The 16,600-nt window shown below is 58.8% G+C and carries 15 protein-coding genes; 5 read left to right on the top strand and 10 right to left on the bottom strand.

The window, feature by feature from the left end; all coding sequences use genetic code 11:
* Positions 1–68: 68 nt before the first annotated feature.
* Both ACTG27_RS03145 and ACTG27_RS03150 read right to left on the bottom strand, forming a co-directional pair.
* A complete protein-coding gene (locus tag ACTG27_RS03145) occupies positions 69–740 on the bottom strand; it encodes an NAD(P)H-dependent oxidoreductase (RefSeq protein ID WP_139732359.1) in 672 nt (223 codons plus the stop codon).
* A gap of 143 nt (positions 741–883) precedes the next feature.
* Complete coding sequence (locus ACTG27_RS03150; protein WP_111899550.1) at positions 884–2,062, bottom strand: MFS transporter; 1,179 nt, start codon at positions 2,060–2,062, stop codon at positions 884–886.
* A gap of 345 nt (positions 2,063–2,407) precedes the next feature.
* Here ACTG27_RS03150 and ACTG27_RS03155 point away from each other — a divergent pair, with 345 nt between their 5' ends.
* The gene (locus ACTG27_RS03155; RefSeq protein WP_439979079.1) at positions 2,408–3,418 is read left to right on the top strand and encodes an HAD family hydrolase; all 1,011 of its coding nucleotides are present in this window, start codon (positions 2,408–2,410) and stop codon (positions 3,416–3,418) included.
* A gap of 162 nt (positions 3,419–3,580) precedes the next feature.
* Here ACTG27_RS03155 and dkgB read toward each other — a convergent pair whose 3' ends face one another.
* The 4 genes from dkgB to ACTG27_RS03175 form a co-directional block, all read right to left on the bottom strand.
* Positions 3,581–4,384 carry a 2,5-didehydrogluconate reductase DkgB gene (gene dkgB, locus ACTG27_RS03160; protein WP_439979080.1) on the bottom strand — a complete coding sequence of 268 codons (804 nt, stop codon included), beginning with the start codon at positions 4,382–4,384 and terminating at the stop codon, positions 3,581–3,583.
* Positions 4,385–4,448: 64 nt separating this feature from the next.
* Positions 4,449–4,745: a putative quinol monooxygenase gene (locus tag ACTG27_RS03165; protein ID WP_107682352.1), complete on the bottom strand. Its 297-nt coding sequence runs from the start codon at positions 4,743–4,745 to the stop codon at positions 4,449–4,451.
* Between the two features lie 352 nt (positions 4,746–5,097).
* The gene (locus ACTG27_RS03170) at positions 5,098–5,316 is read right to left on the bottom strand and encodes a hypothetical protein (protein ID WP_159163860.1); all 219 of its coding nucleotides are present in this window, start codon (positions 5,314–5,316) and stop codon (positions 5,098–5,100) included.
* A 56-nt stretch (positions 5,317–5,372) separates the two neighbouring features.
* On the bottom strand, positions 5,373–5,777 hold the full coding sequence (locus ACTG27_RS03175; RefSeq protein ID WP_199416093.1) for a DUF6404 family protein: 405 nt from the start codon (positions 5,775–5,777) through the stop codon (positions 5,373–5,375).
* Positions 5,778–5,968: 191 nt separating this feature from the next.
* On the opposite strand from ACTG27_RS03175, the gene ACTG27_RS03180 reads away from it, so the two are divergent.
* Positions 5,969–6,871, top strand: coding sequence for a LysR substrate-binding domain-containing protein (locus tag ACTG27_RS03180; protein WP_406595365.1), 903 nt, complete (start codon positions 5,969–5,971; stop codon positions 6,869–6,871).
* Between the two features lie 171 nt (positions 6,872–7,042).
* On the opposite strand, the gene ACTG27_RS03185 is transcribed toward ACTG27_RS03180, so the two are convergent.
* The 4 genes from ACTG27_RS03185 to ACTG27_RS03200 all read right to left on the bottom strand — a co-directional run bounded on the left by ACTG27_RS03185 (position 7,043) and on the right by ACTG27_RS03200 (position 12,078).
* Positions 7,043–7,276 carry a hypothetical protein gene (locus tag ACTG27_RS03185; protein WP_429091712.1) on the bottom strand — a complete coding sequence of 78 codons (234 nt, stop codon included), beginning with the start codon at positions 7,274–7,276 and terminating at the stop codon, positions 7,043–7,045.
* A gap of 193 nt (positions 7,277–7,469) precedes the next feature.
* Complete coding sequence (locus ACTG27_RS03190; RefSeq protein ID WP_139463902.1) at positions 7,470–9,446, bottom strand: methyl-accepting chemotaxis protein; 1,977 nt, start codon at positions 9,444–9,446, stop codon at positions 7,470–7,472.
* Positions 9,447–9,672: 226 nt separating this feature from the next.
* Positions 9,673–11,175, bottom strand: coding sequence for a glycerol kinase GlpK (glpK, locus tag ACTG27_RS03195; protein WP_005337546.1), 1,503 nt, complete (start codon positions 11,173–11,175; stop codon positions 9,673–9,675).
* Positions 11,176–11,229: 54 nt separating this feature from the next.
* Positions 11,230–12,078, bottom strand: a complete 849-nt coding sequence (locus ACTG27_RS03200; RefSeq protein ID WP_005350866.1) for an MIP/aquaporin family protein — start codon at positions 12,076–12,078, stop codon at positions 11,230–11,232.
* 489 nt (positions 12,079–12,567) lie between these two features.
* Between ACTG27_RS03200 and glpT the strand changes: the two genes are divergently transcribed.
* The 3 genes from glpT to glpD all read left to right on the top strand — a co-directional run bounded on the left by glpT (position 12,568) and on the right by glpD (position 16,592).
* Positions 12,568–13,926: a glycerol-3-phosphate transporter gene (gene glpT / locus ACTG27_RS03205; protein WP_005337540.1), complete on the top strand. Its 1,359-nt coding sequence runs from the start codon at positions 12,568–12,570 to the stop codon at positions 13,924–13,926.
* Between the two features lie 102 nt (positions 13,927–14,028).
* Positions 14,029–14,787 carry a DeoR/GlpR family transcriptional regulator gene (locus tag ACTG27_RS03210; protein ID WP_005337538.1) on the top strand — a complete coding sequence of 253 codons (759 nt, stop codon included), beginning with the start codon at positions 14,029–14,031 and terminating at the stop codon, positions 14,785–14,787.
* A gap of 317 nt (positions 14,788–15,104) precedes the next feature.
* On the top strand, positions 15,105–16,592 hold the full coding sequence (gene glpD, locus ACTG27_RS03215; RefSeq protein WP_439979081.1) for a glycerol-3-phosphate dehydrogenase: 1,488 nt from the start codon (positions 15,105–15,107) through the stop codon (positions 16,590–16,592).
* Positions 16,593–16,600: the final 8 nt, after the last annotated feature.

Raw genomic sequence — 16,600 nt, forward strand, 5'->3', positions numbered from 1 at the left:
CAGAGCGTGAAAAACAGCGAGCGGCCGGGGGCTGCTCGCTGTTTTTGTGCTTTGGGGGGCGTCAGCTACTACTGGTAGCGGCCGACTGCGATGGGGGACTCCTGCTCAATCTGGCCAAGGCGATCGGCCCACTGGGCGAGCCAGGCTTCCCGCTCTTCTTGCGAGACCCGCACCGGGGCATAGCAGATATGGGGGCGCAGCACGTCGAAGCCGACAAATTGCAGGATCCCGCGCTGGATGGGGCGCAGCACCCCGTCGATATCGCCGTTGAAGCCGTCGGGCAGATAGGTCTCGGCAGGGCCGCCGGTGGTGAGGCTCAGCAACGCCCGCTTGCCGCGAAACTTGCCGCTCTCGTAGATATGGCCCTGACCATAAACCCGCCCCATGGCAAAGACCCGATCCACCCACCCCTTGAGAATGGCGGGCAGGCCAAACCACCAGAGCGGGAACTGGAAGATCAGCAGGTCGGCCGCCTCCAGCTTTTGCATCTCCTGCTCCAGTTGCGGGGCAAAGCTGCCCTGCTCGGTGGCAGCCAGCTCTTCAAGCTGCAGCTTGAGAAAATCGGGATCGCTGGCGGCGGTGAAGTTGCGCCGATCCGAGACGGGATCAAAGCCCATGGCATAGAGATCGCTGGTCATCACTGTGTGACCCGCTTGCTCCAGCGCCCTGATGGCGTGGCAGAAGAGGGCACCGTTGAAGCTTTTGGGTTCGGGATGGGCATAGACAATAAGCACCTTCATAACAGACTCCGTGGCAAATGATGCGAGGGTGACCGGCTTGGTTACTGAAACAGTTGAGGGCTTGAGGCTGTGTCACAGCATAGAAGCCTGCCGCGCCGATTGCAGCAGGCGCCACGCCCTTGCGTGACGCCTGCTGGCGCAGCTTATGCCTGACAGGCAGCGAGCCGGAGGGCTTCGCGGCGCTCGCTGACATGGGTTAGCCCGTAGGCCAGCAGAACGATAAGGGCGCCGATCCAGGGGGTGTGCATCAGGCCGAGGTGCTCTACCACCAAGCCACCAACCACAGATCCCAGTGCAATGCCGACGTTGAAGGCGGCAATATTCAGGCCCGATGCCACATCCACCGCCTTGGGGGTGTGCAGTTCGGCCTGCTTCACCACCAGTACCTGCAGACCCGGCACGTTGCCGAAGGCAAAGGCGCCCCACACCAGCACGGTGAGCACGGCCAGCACCGGATGGGGTGCGGTGAAGGTGAGGGCCAGCAGCACCAGCGCCAGACCGGCAAACAGCAGTTTCAGTGCGGGCAATGGGCCCATCTTGTCGGCCAGCTTGCCGCCCCAGATATTGCCGACGGCAACCGATACCCCGTACACCAGCAGGATCAGGCTCACCGCACCGGCGCTAAAGCCGCTCACCTGCTGCAGGATGGGGGCGAGGAAGGTGAAGGCCGTGAAGGCGCCGCCATAACCAAGGGCGGTTTTGGCGTAGACCAGCAGCAGCGGCTTTTTGGTCAGTACCGAGAGTTGCTCGCGGATGGTCGAGGCTGCCCCCTTGGGCAGGTTGCTCGGGATCAGCAGCAGGCTGCCCACCATGGCGATGAGGCCGAGCAGGCTTACTACCAGAAAGGTTTCACGCCAGCCAAAGACCTGACCAATCCAGGTGCCGAGCGGTACGCCGGTTACCAGTGCCACGGTGAGGCCGCTGAACATGATGGCGATGGCGCTCGCTGCCTTCTCTTTGGCCACAAGACCCGTGGCGATGGTGCTGCCTACCGAAAAGAAGACCCCGTGCGCCAATCCGGTGAGGATGCGGGCCACGATCAGGCTCTCGTAACCGGGGGCCTGCCAGGCCAGCAGGTTGCCGGCGGTAAAGAGTGCCATCAGTCCCACCAGCAGCCACTTGCGCGGCACCTTGCCGGTGAGCGCTGTGAGCACGGGGGCGCCGATGGCTACCCCAAGGGCATAGAGGCTGACCAGCAGGCCCGCCGAGGGGAGCGAGACATTAAGCTGCTGGGCTATGGTGGGGATAAGCCCCACGATCACAAATTCGGTAGTGCCGATCGCAAAGGCACTTAAGGTAAGGGCAAATAACGCCAGTGGCATAACAACTCCTTGGATAGGGACTCCCGACGGGAGAATGGCGCCAGTATGCCGATGGGTTTTGTTGGCAAAAATGACGGTAACATCAAATTACTTTTGCCAAATCAGCAGTAATGACGATGGGGAGGGGGGGTTGCCCGCGGCGTGAGCGCAACGCAGTGATCTGCCTCGCAGAACGGGATGAACGCTGCTCTTTTTCTGAGCTTGCTTAAGCTCCAGTACAAGCGGGCCGCCATAGGATTTTCCCTGTGAAACCCGAGTGTGTTGAATCCATGCGCGCCGGTGTTGTGATGGCCGTGCGCTTTCATCTACAGGCAATAGACAGGCAATATCCAGCTGACAGGTAACATGATGGCATTGAATCGACTCTCCTCTCTTTTGCTGCTGTGCGGTGCCTTTGCGGTACAGGCTGGCCAGAGCGATCCCCTCTCTGCCTGGAATGACACGGCAGCCAAGCAGGCGATCACCCGCTGGGTAACCAATGCCACCGATCAGCAACAGGCCACTTTTATTCCGCCAGAGAAGCGCCATGTGGTGTTTGATAATGACGGCACCCTCTGGCCTGAAGCGCCCATGACCTATCAGCTGCAGTTTGCGATGGACGAGATCAAGCGCCTGGCACCGGAACATCCGGAGTGGAAGGCCGACCCCATTGTCGCGGCAGTGCTGAACAACGACCTCAAGGCCGTGGCCAAATCGGGGGAGAAGGGGCTCGCCAAGCTGGTGGGACTGACCCACAGCGGCATGACTACCACCGAGTTTGCCGAGCGGGTCACTCGCTGGGTCAACAGCAGCAAGGATCCCCGTTTTGGCTGCCACTACGATCAGCTCGGGTATCTGCCGATGAAGCAGCTGCTGGGGTATCTGCGGGACAATGGCTTTCAGACCTGGATTGTCTCCGGCGGCGGCGTCGATTTTATGCGGGTGATGTCCGAGCAGATGTATGGCATCCCGCCCCAGCAGGTGATTGGCTCCTTTACCCTCGGCGAGTTTGCCCTGACCGGGGAGGGCAGCGAGATCCGCAAGACCATGAACGGCGCCTATTTCGATGACAGCAAGGCGAAACCGGCCGCCATTCACCTCTTTATGGGGCAGCGTCCGGTCGGCGCCTTTGGTAACAGCGATGGCGACGTGCCCATGCTGCAATACACCTCGACCAACCCGGATTACCACACTTTCGGCCTGCTGGTGCACCACACCGATGCCAAGCGCGAATACGCCTACGACAGCCATCCGCCAGCCAGCGGCAAGCTGATCGACGGGCTGGCACAGGCAAAAGCACGGGGCTGGGTGGTGGTCGATATGAAATCAGACTGGAAGCAAGTGTTCGATCCCGCCCTTTGCCAGAACGCGCCCTGATTGCGGGGCTGTATCTGGCATCAATATGGCGACTGGACGTTCAGCAAGCGCTACAAAGCGTGAGGCAAGAAAAGAGACAGGGAGAGCATGATGCTCTCCCTGTTTTATCTGGCTTGCTGGCAGAGCCAGCCTTTCTTTCGCGTTAGTCTCACGCCTTTCGCGTCAGTCCCATGCAGGGGCAAAGTCGGGATTGGCGCAGCGCTCACCCCGATCCAGCGTGGCGATGGCGGCCATCTCCTCGCTGCTCAAGGTGATATCGAGGGCGGCCAGATTGGCGGCCTGATTCTCCCGCTTGGTGGAGCTCGGGATCACTGTCATGCCCTGCGCCAGCAGCCACGCCAGCGATACCTGCGCCGCCGATACCCCGTGGCGCTGGCCAATCTCCATCAGCAGCGGCTCGCTCAGCACCTTGCCATAGGCGAGCGGCATATAGGCGGTGACGGCGATACCCTGGGCTTTGCAGAACTCGACTACCTTGTGATTTTGCAGCAGGGGATGAACCTCGATCTGTTGGTGAGCGATGGCCCCAGGCCCCAAAATATCGATGGCCTGTTTGAGTTGGGCCACGGTGAAGTTGGAGACACCGATCTCGCGGGTCAGGCCTTGTGCTTTGGCCTCGGCCAGCTGCTCCAGATAGACCGCCATTGGCACCTCATCCTTGGGGGAGGGCCAGTGGATCAGCGCCAGATCCAGATAGTCGGTGCCCAGTTTTTCCAGGCTCACCTCAAGGCTCGGGAGCAGCTTGCCCGGGCCAAACTCGCTGGTCCACACCTTGGTGGTCAGGTAGATCTCGTGGCGAGCAACAGTGCTGCGGGTCAGCACGGCGCCGACCTCGGCTTCATTGTCATAGATCTGGGCGGTATCGATATGGCGATAGCCCAGCTCCAGACCGTTGGTCAGGGTGGCAAGCAGCGGCTCGCCCTTCAGGCGGAAGGTGCCCAGACCCATGGGTGGCATATTGATCATCTCATTCCTCAATGGGGTGGTGGTTGGCCCTTGACGGGCTAAACAGGAGTGGCGCAAGGGCCCGTCAGGCGCCCAGCGGCTGATAGCGGCGAATGGCGCTGCTGGCAAACCATGGCTCGGCCTTGGCGACAAATTCGGTAAAGTGGGGTTGGCTCTGATGGGCGGTGAGGGCCGCTTCGCTCTCCCATACCTCGTAGAGCATCCAGCTGTGTGGATTGTCCAAGTCCTGATGCAGCTGATAGCGCTGGCAGCCCGCCTCTTGCAAGGTGGCCGCAATCAGCGGCTCAAGGGCGGCGCGAAACTGGGGGGCGAATTCGGGTTTGGCTTCAAGCTGGGCAATCACAATCACGGGTGATGACATCTGAACCTCCTTGGCAAAAACGAAGGGTCAGTATGCCTGCCGTGACTTGCAGGAAACAGGGCGCTGGTCGCAAAACAGTATTGGGGGGAGAGCAGCAATAGCAGTAGTGAGAAATTTTTATGAATGATTGTCTGAATTTGTAGTCAACACCCCTGTTTCTGCATGAGTCACCAGCTCACCTTCGCTGATTGCGCGTTCAATGGCAAACCACCTAAAACCCGCAAAGAGATATTACTGGCCTGTATGGACGCTTTGATCCACAGCTTATCTCACAGTGAGGGCACAAATGTTTGATCATCTAGTGAACTACTTGATTATTTGTGGCTATGAACGTCCAAGCTATGGCCAATCATTACAAGGCTGCCATGATGGCCGGATGAAGCTTTTTTGCGATCACCATGCCCAGGAAAATGGAGGCAAATAGAGGGAGAGGATCCCAGCTTCGTCGATAGCTGCGCCAGTTGCCATTGTGGTGGCGGAAAAGCCTGTAGGCGAGAACCAAGAGGCCAATGGCGGTTTGGATGAGGCAGTTAATTGAAAAGCTGATAAAAAATTTAACGAAATCTGGCAAGGTGAGAGTCCGGGTCTGTGAAAGTGTGCTCTTCAGAGCCTGTATTGCACCCAGTTTCAATCGGCAGCAGGAGCTTTGACCTTCTTCTCTGTGCCTTCATTGATGTGCTGGTGCTCCAACTGCTCCCATGGGGTCAATCCAAGCTGCCGGCGTTTGAGCCAGAGTCCAATTAAGGTGAAAAGACCAAATACGCCAGCGAACATGGCTGTGTTGAACAGGGCTGATAAAAGATCCCTTCCCTCTGGATGCCAGACGAATGTCCACATAATCAGACCCCATAACGGCGCAATAGAGAGGCCGGAACAGAGGAAATTGGTAAGCCAGCCCGCGTAATAAGGCGGCTTGACGGGGACGCCGAGTTTACGCAGCAATTTGAACAGCCACGGATTGTAGTGAAATTCCTTGAGGCCACTGTCAGCCAGTAGTTGATGGGCAATAGCCAGCCGTTCTTCAAACTCCATTAATGTATCCCCTTGATAATCTGGCTTCATACGATTCCTCTTGATCGCATTCTACTGATTAAACAGGATGAGAGATAGTGATTCTCTCTAGTTATTTCTCTTCGAAAAACAAGATCGCCTGTCTGAGCACGCTTGCCAATCCACAGCGGCTGCGCCTATAAAGGCCCATTACTCTTGTCCGGATAACAGCAATGAAGACCCATTCTGATGAACTGACCCTGTTTGTGGCGGTGGTGGAGGCGGGCAGTTTTCGCCAGGCGGCGGAGAACCTCGGCATGGACAACTCGGTGGTGAGTCGCGGCATCAAGCGGCTGGAGGAGAAGCTCTCCACCGTGCTGCTCAATCGTACCACCCGCCGGGTCAGCCTGACCGAGGAGGGGTGCTGGTTCTATCAGCGGGCGGTGAAGATCCTGACCGAGATGAGCGAGGCGGAGGGGCATCTGCTGATGCGCCGGGAACAACCCGAAGGGGTGTTGAGAGTCGATGCCGCTACCCCCTTTATTCTGCACCGGCTGGTGCCGATCATCGGCGAGTTTCGCCGCCGCTACCCTGCCATCGAGCTACAGCTGCACAGCTCGGAGGGCTTTATCAATCTGATGGAGCGGCGGGTGGACATGGCCATCCGCATCGGCGAGCTGACCGACTCCTCCCTGCGCGCGCTGCCGCTGGGCCGTTCGCGGTTGCGGCTGCTGGCCTCTCCCGCTTATTTGAGCGAGCGCGGCACCCCGCGCCAACCGGCGGATCTGCTGAGCGGTCACGAGCTGCTCGGCTTTTTGCATCCCGATCACCTCAACCACTGGCCGCTGCTCAGTGCCGAGCAGGGGGATCGCTTTGCCATCACCCCCAGCCTGCGTGCCAGCAGCGGTGAAACCTTGCGTCAGCTGGCGCTGGCTGGGCAGGGGATTGTCTGTCTATCGGATTTCATGACCGGGCCGGATCGGGAGAGCGGCGCGCTGGTGGAGGTGCTGGCCCGCAGTAACAGTGGCGCCTCGCGCCCCATCAATGCGGTCTTCTACTCCGATGCCCAGCGGGATATCCGACTGCGGGTCTGGCTCGATTTTCTCAAAGAGCAGCTGGGCAGCCATACCCTGTAGTTCAGGTTGGTTTGTGCGGTTTGTTTGAACGGTTCGTCGCTGCGGTTTGCTTGGCGAAGAACAAGCCGCACCTTCGTTGCGGCTAATCAGCATTAGCCTGGTGGCAGATAAACAGACGGCCGACTTGAGGGTCGGCCGCCGGTTCGGGAAGGTGTGTGAGCTGAAGCGGAGTTACTGGGGCAGTTTGCCCCATACCCGGCTGAGCAGGGCGCCACCGATCACCGGCGGAATGGTCAGCAGCAGGGTCCACTGCCATGAGAGGCCGCCGACGGTGGCGGCCAGTACGATGCAGGTGAGCACCACTAGCTGGGCCACCATCATCAGGAAGGTGCCTTCGCGGGGAGTCAGTGTCTCTTTTTGAGTGGCGACGTGGGCTACGGGCGCTTGATTGGTGGTTGGTTTCATGGCGATATCCCTCTGTTGAGTCTGATGTCACTAAGCAATGGCCGTTCCACATTTTTTCATGTTAATTATCAATATCTTGCGAGTTTTGTCGTCATTCCCGTTTCGAGAGCGCAGGCAAAATGATTTGCAAAATGAAAACGCCACCCTGCGGTGGCGTCTTGGTTATTGAGAGGGAGAGGGGGAAGCGCCGGGCCTAGCCAATCCGGTATTGGCGGATCTGCTCGTCGATGGCCTTGGCCAGTTCGAACAGTTCGCGGCTGGCGGCATTGCTCTCCTGCGCGTGTTCTCGCTGGTGTTCGGCCACCATGGCGAGCTCATCAAGCGCCGTTCTGGCTTGCCCCATCTGTTGATTCTGCGCCTGCGCCAGCGCACTGATCTCGTTGATCTCGAGGGCGGTCTGGTTGATCTGGCTGGTTGCATCAACCAGCACCTCTCTGGCCTGATTCATCCGATTGTATCCCTCTTCGCTCAAGTTGCGGGAGTCTGCCATCGAGCTGCTGGCCTGCCGGGTTCCCTCCTGCAGGCGCAAGATAAGATCCTGCACATCCTTGGTGGCCGTCTGGGTACGCACCGCCAGTTGGCGTACCTCGTCGGCCACCACCGCAAAGCCTCGTCCCATATCCCCCGCACGGGCCGCTTCGATGGCCGCATTGAGGGCCAGCAGGTTGGTCTGGTTCGAGACATCGCGGATGAGGTTCATGATCTGGGTGATGTTGTTGCTGTCTTTCACCACCTCATCGAGCAGGGCCGAGGAGCTGCCGATGCTGCTGCGCAAGGTGTCGAGTTGCGCGGCGCTCTGGGTCACATCCTGCTCGATGCTGAGCATATGGTTGGCGATGCGTTGGGTTACGTCGTTGACCCCTTCAGAGCGGCTGGCGATCTGCTCGGCGTTGTCACCGATGGTGGTGACCACAGTGGTCAGCTCCTGAATGCTCTGGGCCTGCTGGCACGCTTCTCCTGCCAGTGCCTGGGCTTGCTGCATGGATTGGGACGACTGCGCGGAGAGGGCGCTGCCTGACTGCTGGAAGCGGGAGAAGCTCTGGTTCAGGCTCTGGATCAGCTGATTGAAACTTTGGGCCATCATGCCCAGCTCCGACTCGTCAGAGAAGTCGAGGCGGGTTGCCAGATCCCGATCGGCGGTGATGTGGTGCATGCCATCGGCTGCCTGACGAATCGGGCGACTGATGGAGTGAGCCAGCCAGGCGGAGGCCAGCATGGCGATCCCGCCGATGGCGAGCGACACCATGATGATGAGCTGGCGGGATTCCTGCAGTCCCTCTTCCAGCTCGGCGCTGTTGATCTCGCCAATCAGCAGCCGGTTGAGGGTGGGGATGTAACGCACCGCGATGAGGTAGGTTTGCCCCTCCAGTGTTAGCGCCTCTACGGCCACCTGTTCCCGGGCATTGGGAATAAGCCGTTTGACGGTATCGAGGAAGGATTGCTGGTGGTGGGCGGCCCCCTCCACCTCCTGCTCGGGGTGGATCTCGATATTGCCCTCCATGTCGGCCAGATAGACCTGACCACTCTTGCCGATCCGGTAGCCGCTGATGAGCTTGCTCAGGGCACTCATGTCGATGGAGGTACCTGCCACCGCCAGGGTCTTGCCCTCGTGGGTGACGGCGGTGTTGATATAGAGGGAGGCGCGCTTGTCAAAATCGGAGATGTCGAGGTTCAACTCATAGGGTTTGCTGCGTTTGAGAAAGCCGAAAAACCACCCATCTTTCGGGTCTGATTCGCTCAGCGATTTCTGGGCGGTGGGGCCGCCGCTGAAGTTGATCAGGGTGTTGCTCTGGCGGGGGGCGATAAAGACGTTGCCGCCGATCCGCCGTTGCAGATCCTGAAAGTAGCGCTCCATGGCGGGCCACTCTTGCTCTGGCATGCCAGCGGTCAGCCAGTCGATGACAAAACGGTTGCTGGCCAGCGCCTGTGCCTCGGTCAGATGCTGGATAAGCTGCGCTGTCAGCTGGTTGGCAATGCGATCCACGCTGCTTGGCAGCTCGTAGCGTTCGACCCGCTGCTGGGCCTGACTGTGGGATATCTGCTCGAGGATCAAGGTGATGCAGCTGATGGCGATGGCCATCAGTATCGCCACGCCAGCGAGGATCCGGGTGCGGATCCCGAGCCCTGACCAGAGTGATTGCAGTGTAAAACGGTGTATCGCCCTCTCCATATCGCTCTCCTCATAAATAAGGTCGCATATGCGACCCAGATGATGATTATAGATAGAGAACTCAATTGTGTTGTGGCGGATGGTAACAACAGAGGGCGGCAGAAAAACAGGAGGGAGCAGTTAGCGGGGAAGGGGGCAGAAAGCGGCAAGGGAAAGCATAAAAAGAGAGGCCGACATTGCGGTCGGCCTCTCTGGGGTTTCTCTCAACAGAATGTCGGATGCCCGATCAATCCTCTTCAGCCCAACGGCGTGAACGCTCAACCGCTTTTTGCCAGCCGCTGTAACGTTTGGCGCGATCGTCTCTGTCCATCTGCGGGATGAACTCGCGGTCCACGCTGAACTTGTCTTCCAGCTCGTCCGAGCTCTTCCAGAAGCCGACTGCCAGACCTGCCAGGAAGGCGGCACCCATGGCGGTAGTCTCGATGCGGGTCGGACGTACCACCGGGGTGTGCATCATGTCAGCCTGGAACTGCATCAGGAAGTCGTTGGCTACGGCGCCACCGTCTACTTTCAGCGCTGCCAGCTTGATGCCGGAGTCCTGCTGCATCGCATCCAGCACATCGCGGCTCTGATAGGCGATGGATTCCAGCGCAGCACGGATGATGTGGTTGCGGTTGGCACCACGGGTCAGACCAACCATGGTGCCGCGAGCATAGGGATCCCAGTAGGGCGCGCCCAGACCAACGAAGGCCGGTACCAGATAGACGCCGTTGGTGTCACCCACCTTGGAGGCGAAGTAGTCGGTATCGCGGGCATCGTGGATGATCTTCAGCTCGTCACGCAGCCACTGGATGGTGGCGCCGCCCATGAATACCGCACCTTCCAGCGCGTAGTTCACTTCCCCTTTCGGGCCGATGGCGACGGTAGTCAGCAGGCCGTTGCTGGAGCGAACCGGCTCGGTGCCGGTGTTCATCAGCATGAAGCAGCCGGTACCGTAGGTGTTCTTGGCCATCCCTTTTTCAAAGCAGAGCTGGCCGAACAGGGCAGACTGCTGGTCACCGGCAATACCGGCGATGGGGATGCGGGAGCCGCCGCCACGGGTGGTGTAGCCGTACACTTCGGAAGAGGGTTTCACTTCCGGCAGCATGGACATGGGGATGCCCAGCTCGTCCAGCATCTTCTCGTCCCACTTCAGCTCACGGATGTTGTAGAGCATGGTGCGGGAGGCGTTGGTCGGGTCGGTGACATGCACTTCGCCATTGGTCATCTTCCAGACCAACCAGGTGTCGATGGTGCCAAACAGCAGCTCGCCGTTCATCGCCTTCTCGCGGGCACCTTCCACATTGTCGAGGATCCACTTCACTTTGGTACCGGAGAAGTAGGCATCCAGCACCAGACCGGTGTTCTCGCGAACGTACTCTTCCAGACCACGTGCTTTCAGCTCCTCGCAGATGGCGGCGGTGCGGCGGCACTGCCAGACGATGGCGTTGTAGATGGGCTTGCCGGTGGCCTTTTCCCATACCACTGTGGTTTCACGCTGGTTGGTGATACCGATGGCGGCGATCTCTTCGCTGCGCAGGCCGGTCTTGGCCAGCACTTCGGTAAAGACGGAGGATTGGGTCGCCCAGATCTCCATCGGGTCGTGCTCTACCCAGCCCGCTTTCGGGTAGTGCTGGGTGAATTCGCGCTGGGAGGTACCGACAATGTTGGCATCCTGATCAAACACGATGGCGCGGGAAGAGGTGGTTCCCTGGTCCAGAGCGACGACATATTTCTTTTCAGCAGACATGATGTTCTCCACGTTTCTATTTTCCACGTTTTTATACGTTGGAGGGGGCCGCTCTTATGCGGCAGCCTCTTCTTTGGCGGTTTGGGTCGCTTGCTCGGTGGTGACGACACGGTTGCCCGGGACGCAGGGAGCCAGCACTTTGACATACAGAGCGGTACCAATCTGGGCGCCAACGATGGGGCCAAGGATCGGAACCCAGAAGTAGGGGTTGTCACGACCACCGGTCAGGGCAACATCACCCCAGCCAGCAAAGAACGCGAACAGTTTCGGACCAAAGTCACGGGCCGGGTTCATGGCAAAACCGGTTAACGGGCCAAGGGAGGCGCCGATCACCGCGATCAGGATACCGATCAGCAGGGCGGCCGCGAACCCTTTGGGGGCGCCATTGTTGTTGTCACCCAGCGCCATGATGCCCAGCATCAGGACGGCGGTGATCACCAGCTCGACGGCAAAAGCTTGCATATTGGTCAGCAGGGCATTGGGGTAGGTGGAGAAGATCCCGGCGGTGCCGAGGCTCTCGACGCTGCCGCGCACCACGTTATGGGTCACTTCCCACTGGGTGAAAAGGTTACCATAAAGGAAGTAGACAAGGGCGGCGAAGCAGAAGGCACCGGCCATCTGGGCGATGATGTAGGGCACCACCTTGCGCTTGTCGAAACCGCAGAAGGTCATCAGCGCCAGGGTTACAGCCGGGTTCAGGTGAGCACCTGAAATGCCGCCGGTCACATAGATGGCGATGGCCACACCCAGACCCCAGGTAATGGAGATTTCCCACTGCCCGAAGTTGGCACCTGCCAGCACCAGTGCCGCCACACATCCGACGCCGAAAAATATCAGCAGGCCGGTTCCGATAAACTCGGCGATGCACTCGCCAAGCAGGGTATTGGGTCTTTGTATGCTCATACTTTTGTTCCTTATATCCACCCGTAGAGGTTTGATGTTCCGTTTTATCTTTTTGTGTCTATCCGTTGCTGCCGAAAACGTTTCCTTGTTGTTTTTGCGTCTTGCGCAAACGTTATGCTCGTTTGCGCTCGTTATCGGTCGTGACAGAAAATAACCCTTCCCCATAATTTCACCATCCCCCCTCCATAGGAAATGTGGACAAGATCCCACTCATTGCTAAGAAAATGTGACGTAAAGCATCTTGATAACCGCCAGTTACCACTTAGGGGGTAGCTCCCAACCCTTGCCACACAAGGGCTGGCGCTTGCTGAGTGATTTCTCATTTGGAGCTTTTATTTGTAATAAAACTGCAATATTTGAGCATGCATCACAGATTAAATGAGCGCATATGAGCACAATAGGCTCGCTTGCGAATCAGCGGACTCACATGATTCGTTGGAATGGTCAGGGCATCCTCAACCGCCCATAACAACAATAAGGAAGCAGAACATGCTTAGTCTCTTCAGGCCTGCGGCGCACATCGACAGGCTCCCGGCTGACAAGGTCGACCCCTTCTACAAACGCATGCGTTGGCAGGTGTTTTTCGGGATCTTCTTCGGTTACGCCGGCTACTACCTGGTACGGAAAAACTTCAGTCTGGCGATGCCCTATCTGATCGAGCAGGGCTTCTCCCGTGGTGATCTCGGTTTCGCGCTCTCCGGGGTCTCCATCGCTTACGGTTTGTCCAAGTTCCTGATGGGGAACGTCTCTGACCGTTCCAACGCCCGTTACTTCCTCTCCGCCGGTCTGCTGCTCTCGGCTGCCATCATGTTCATGATGGGTACCATGCACTGGGCCACCTCCAGTATTGCCATCATGTTTGTGCTGTTGTTCCTGAACGGTTGGGCACAGGGCATGGGCTGGCCGCCCTGCGGTCGCACCATGGTGCACTGGTGGTCACAGAAAGAGCGCGGTGAAGTGGTTGCGGTCTGGAACGTGGCGCACAACGTGGGCGGCGGCATGATTGGCCCGCTGTTTATCCTCGGGATGGGCTGGTTCAACGACTGGCGCAGTGCCTTCTATGTGCCTGCGGCAGCGGCGGCCGCCATCGCGGTGATCGCCTTCTTCGTGATGCGTGATACCCCGCAATCGGTCGGTCTGCCTCCCATCGAGGAGTACAAGAACGACTATCCGAAGGATTACAACGAGAGCCACGAGCAGGAGTTCTCCGCCAAGGAGATCTTCGTCAAGTACGTGCTGCACAACAAACTGCTGTGGTACATCGCGATCGCCAACGCTTTCGTTTACCTCATTCGTTACGGTGTGCTGGACTGGGCGCCAACCTACCTGAAAGAGGCCAAGCACTTCACCGTCGACAACTCCTCCTGGGCTTACTTCCTCTACGAGTGGGCCGGTATTCCGGGCACCCTGCTGTGTGGCTGGATCTCTGACAAGATGTTCCAGGGCCGCCGTGCCCCGGCCGGTATCCTGTTCATGGTGCTGGTGACCCTGGCTGTGCTGGTTTACTGGTTCAACCCGGCCGGCAACCCGACCATCGACATGATGGCGCTGGTGGCTATCGGCTTCCTGATCTACGGCCCTGTCATGCTGATCGGCCTCTATGCTCTTGAGCTGGCACCGAAGAAAGCAGCCGGTACTGCGGCAGGTTTCACCGGTCTGTTCGGTTATCTGGGCGGCGCCGTGGCAGCCAACGCCATGCTGGGTTATACCGTTGACCACTTCGGTTGGGATGGCGGCTTCATGGTGCTGACCGTCTCCTGCGTGCTCTCCATCATTCTGCTGGCGATGACCCTCAAGCATGAGAACATTGCCGTTGCGGCCAAGAAAGCGGCTGCCCATAAGGCATAAAACGTGATCCTCAGCTTATTGATCCCAAAGGGGATCAGGTAAACTGCCAAAAGGCCCCGCATCTGCCGGGGCCTTTTTTTGTCTCATCATCGGAGTGCAAGCGTGAAGCAAACCCAACGACATCTGGAGATCCTGGACGTCCTGACGCGGCAGGGATTTGTCTCGACCGACGATCTGGTGACCCACTTTGACGTCAGCCCCCAGACCATTCGCCGGGATCTGAACGATCTCGCCGAACAGAACAAGATCCGGCGCCATCATGGCGGTGCCTCCCTGCATTCGAGTACCGTCAATACCGCCTATAGCGCCCGTAAAGTGATGCAACTCAAGGAGAAAGAGCGCATCGCCCGCGAGGTAGCGGCCAATATTCCCGACGGCTCATCGCTCTTTATCGACATAGGCACCACCACCGAGGCGATCGCCCGCGCCCTGCTCGATCACCGTGAGCTGCGCATCGTCACCAACAACCTCAACGTGGCCAGCATTTTGACGGCCAAGGATGACTTCACCGTCATCATTGCCGGTGGCGAGATCCGCAACCGCGATGGCGGCATCGTGGGGGAGGCGACCCGCGACTTTATCGGTCAGTTTCGCATGGACTATGGCGTCATCGGGATTTCGGGGATCGACAACGACGGCTCCCTGCTCGATTTCGACTATCACGAGGTGAAGATTGCCCAGGCCATCATCGCTCACTCCCGTCAGGTGTTCCTGGCCGCCGACCACACCAAGTTCGGTCGCAATGCCATGGTCAATCTGGGCAATCTCAGCCAGATCCACGCCCTCTTTACCGATCAGGAGCCACCGGAAAAGCTAGCGCGATTGATGGCGCAACACCAGATCGCCTGCCACATCTGCTGACGGCGAAACACGCCAAGGCTGTGCCGGTCGCCCGTCAGGGCGGCCTCCTTTCTTTTTTTGTCTCCCATTCCTGCACTCATCTCACCCCTTTATGGGTATTGCCAAAACCACTATTCAATCTGGTTTTTTTGGCTAGTAACCCGCTGATTTCGGCCCGACGCCATTTGCTCAGCTGACCTGTCCTCTTTGCCACCTCTGGCGGGCTGTGGCGATCACACTTTCACCATAAAATGTTCGTTTGTTGTATTTTCATGTTCTAAAATGAGCGAAATCAAACATTGCTGTTATAGCGATCATAAAAATGAAAGTAGGTGAACATGAGCGAACATTATGATCTGGTCGTCGTCGGTGGCGGCATCAACGGGGTCGGCATCGCAGCCGATGCGGCAGGACGGGGTCTGAAGGTTGCCCTGTTTGAGGCGCAAGATCTCGCCTCTGCCACCTCGTCCAACTCCAGCAAGCTGATCCACGGCGGTTTGCGTTATCTCGAGCATTACGAATTCCGGCTGGTGAAAGAGGCGTTGGCGGAGCGTGAGGTGCTGCTCGGTATGGCGCCTCACATCGCCCGTCCCATGCGTTTTCGCCTGCCGCACCGCCCGCACCTGCGTCCGGCCAGGATGATCCGCGCCGGTCTGTTCCTCTATGACAATCTGGCCAAGCGCGACAAGCTAAAGGGGAGCTGTGGCGTGCGCTTCCTGCCGCAAGATGGCTTGACCGCAGGGATCAATAAGGGGTTTGAATACTCGGACGCTTGGGTCGACGATGCCCGGTTGGTGGTGCTCAATGCCATGATGGCCCGTGACAAGGGGGCCGACGTGCAGACCCGCACTCGCTGCATCAAGGCGGTGCGCGGTTCCAAACACTGGACGCTCACTTTGGAGCGGGAAGGGGGCGAGCAGTTCACCGTCACCTGCCGTGGTCTGGTCAATGCAGCGGGCCCCTGGGTCAAGACCTTCTATGACGAGAGCCTGCACGAGAAATCCCCCCGCGGCATTCGCCTTATTAAAGGCAGTCACATGATAGTGCCGCGCATCCATGAGCGCGAAGAGGCTTATATCCTGCAAAACGAAGACAATCGCATCGTCTTCGTCATCCCGTATCAGCAGGACTACTCTCTCATCGGCACCACCGATGTGGAGCACCACGGCAGCCCGCGGGAAGCGAAGATCAGCGAGGCCGAAATTACCTACCTGTGCAAGGTGGTCAACGCCCACTTCACTCGCCAAATTGCGCCGAAAGATGTGATCTGGACTTACGCCGGGGTGCGCCCGCTCTGCGACGACGAGTCAGACTCGCCGCAGGCGGTGACCCGCGACTACACCCTCGAACTCTCTGGCGAATCCGACGGTGCGCCGCTGCTCTCGGTATTTGGCGGCAAGCTCACCACCTATCGCAAGCTGGCGCAGGCCGCCTGCAACAAGCTCAAGCCCTGGTTTAGCCAGATGGGGGATGACTGGACGGCGACCAGCCGTCTGCCCGGCGGCGAGTTTGACTGCTCGGTGCGCGAGCTGGCCCGCGCCTTTGCGCTGGAGTTTGACTGGCTCGATGATCGCAGTGCCCTGCGTATTGCCGAGGCCTATGGTGCCCATGCCCGTCTCTGGCTGAAAGAGGATCGCGGCATTCACTTCGGTGGCGGCCTGCACGAGTCGGAAGTGCGTTATCTCATCGAGCGGGAGTGGGCCTGTTCACTGGACGATATCCTCTGGCGCCGCAGCAAGCTGGGGCTGCGCCTGAACGACTCAGAGCAGCAGATCCTGCAGATTTGGCTCGACCAATACCATCAGGCTCTGCGCAAGGCGAGCTGATGAGTGAC

This window comes from Aeromonas sp. 97A (genome assembly GCF_051919185.1).
Taxonomy (GTDB): Bacteria; Pseudomonadota; Gammaproteobacteria; order Enterobacterales; family Aeromonadaceae; genus Aeromonas; species Aeromonas veronii.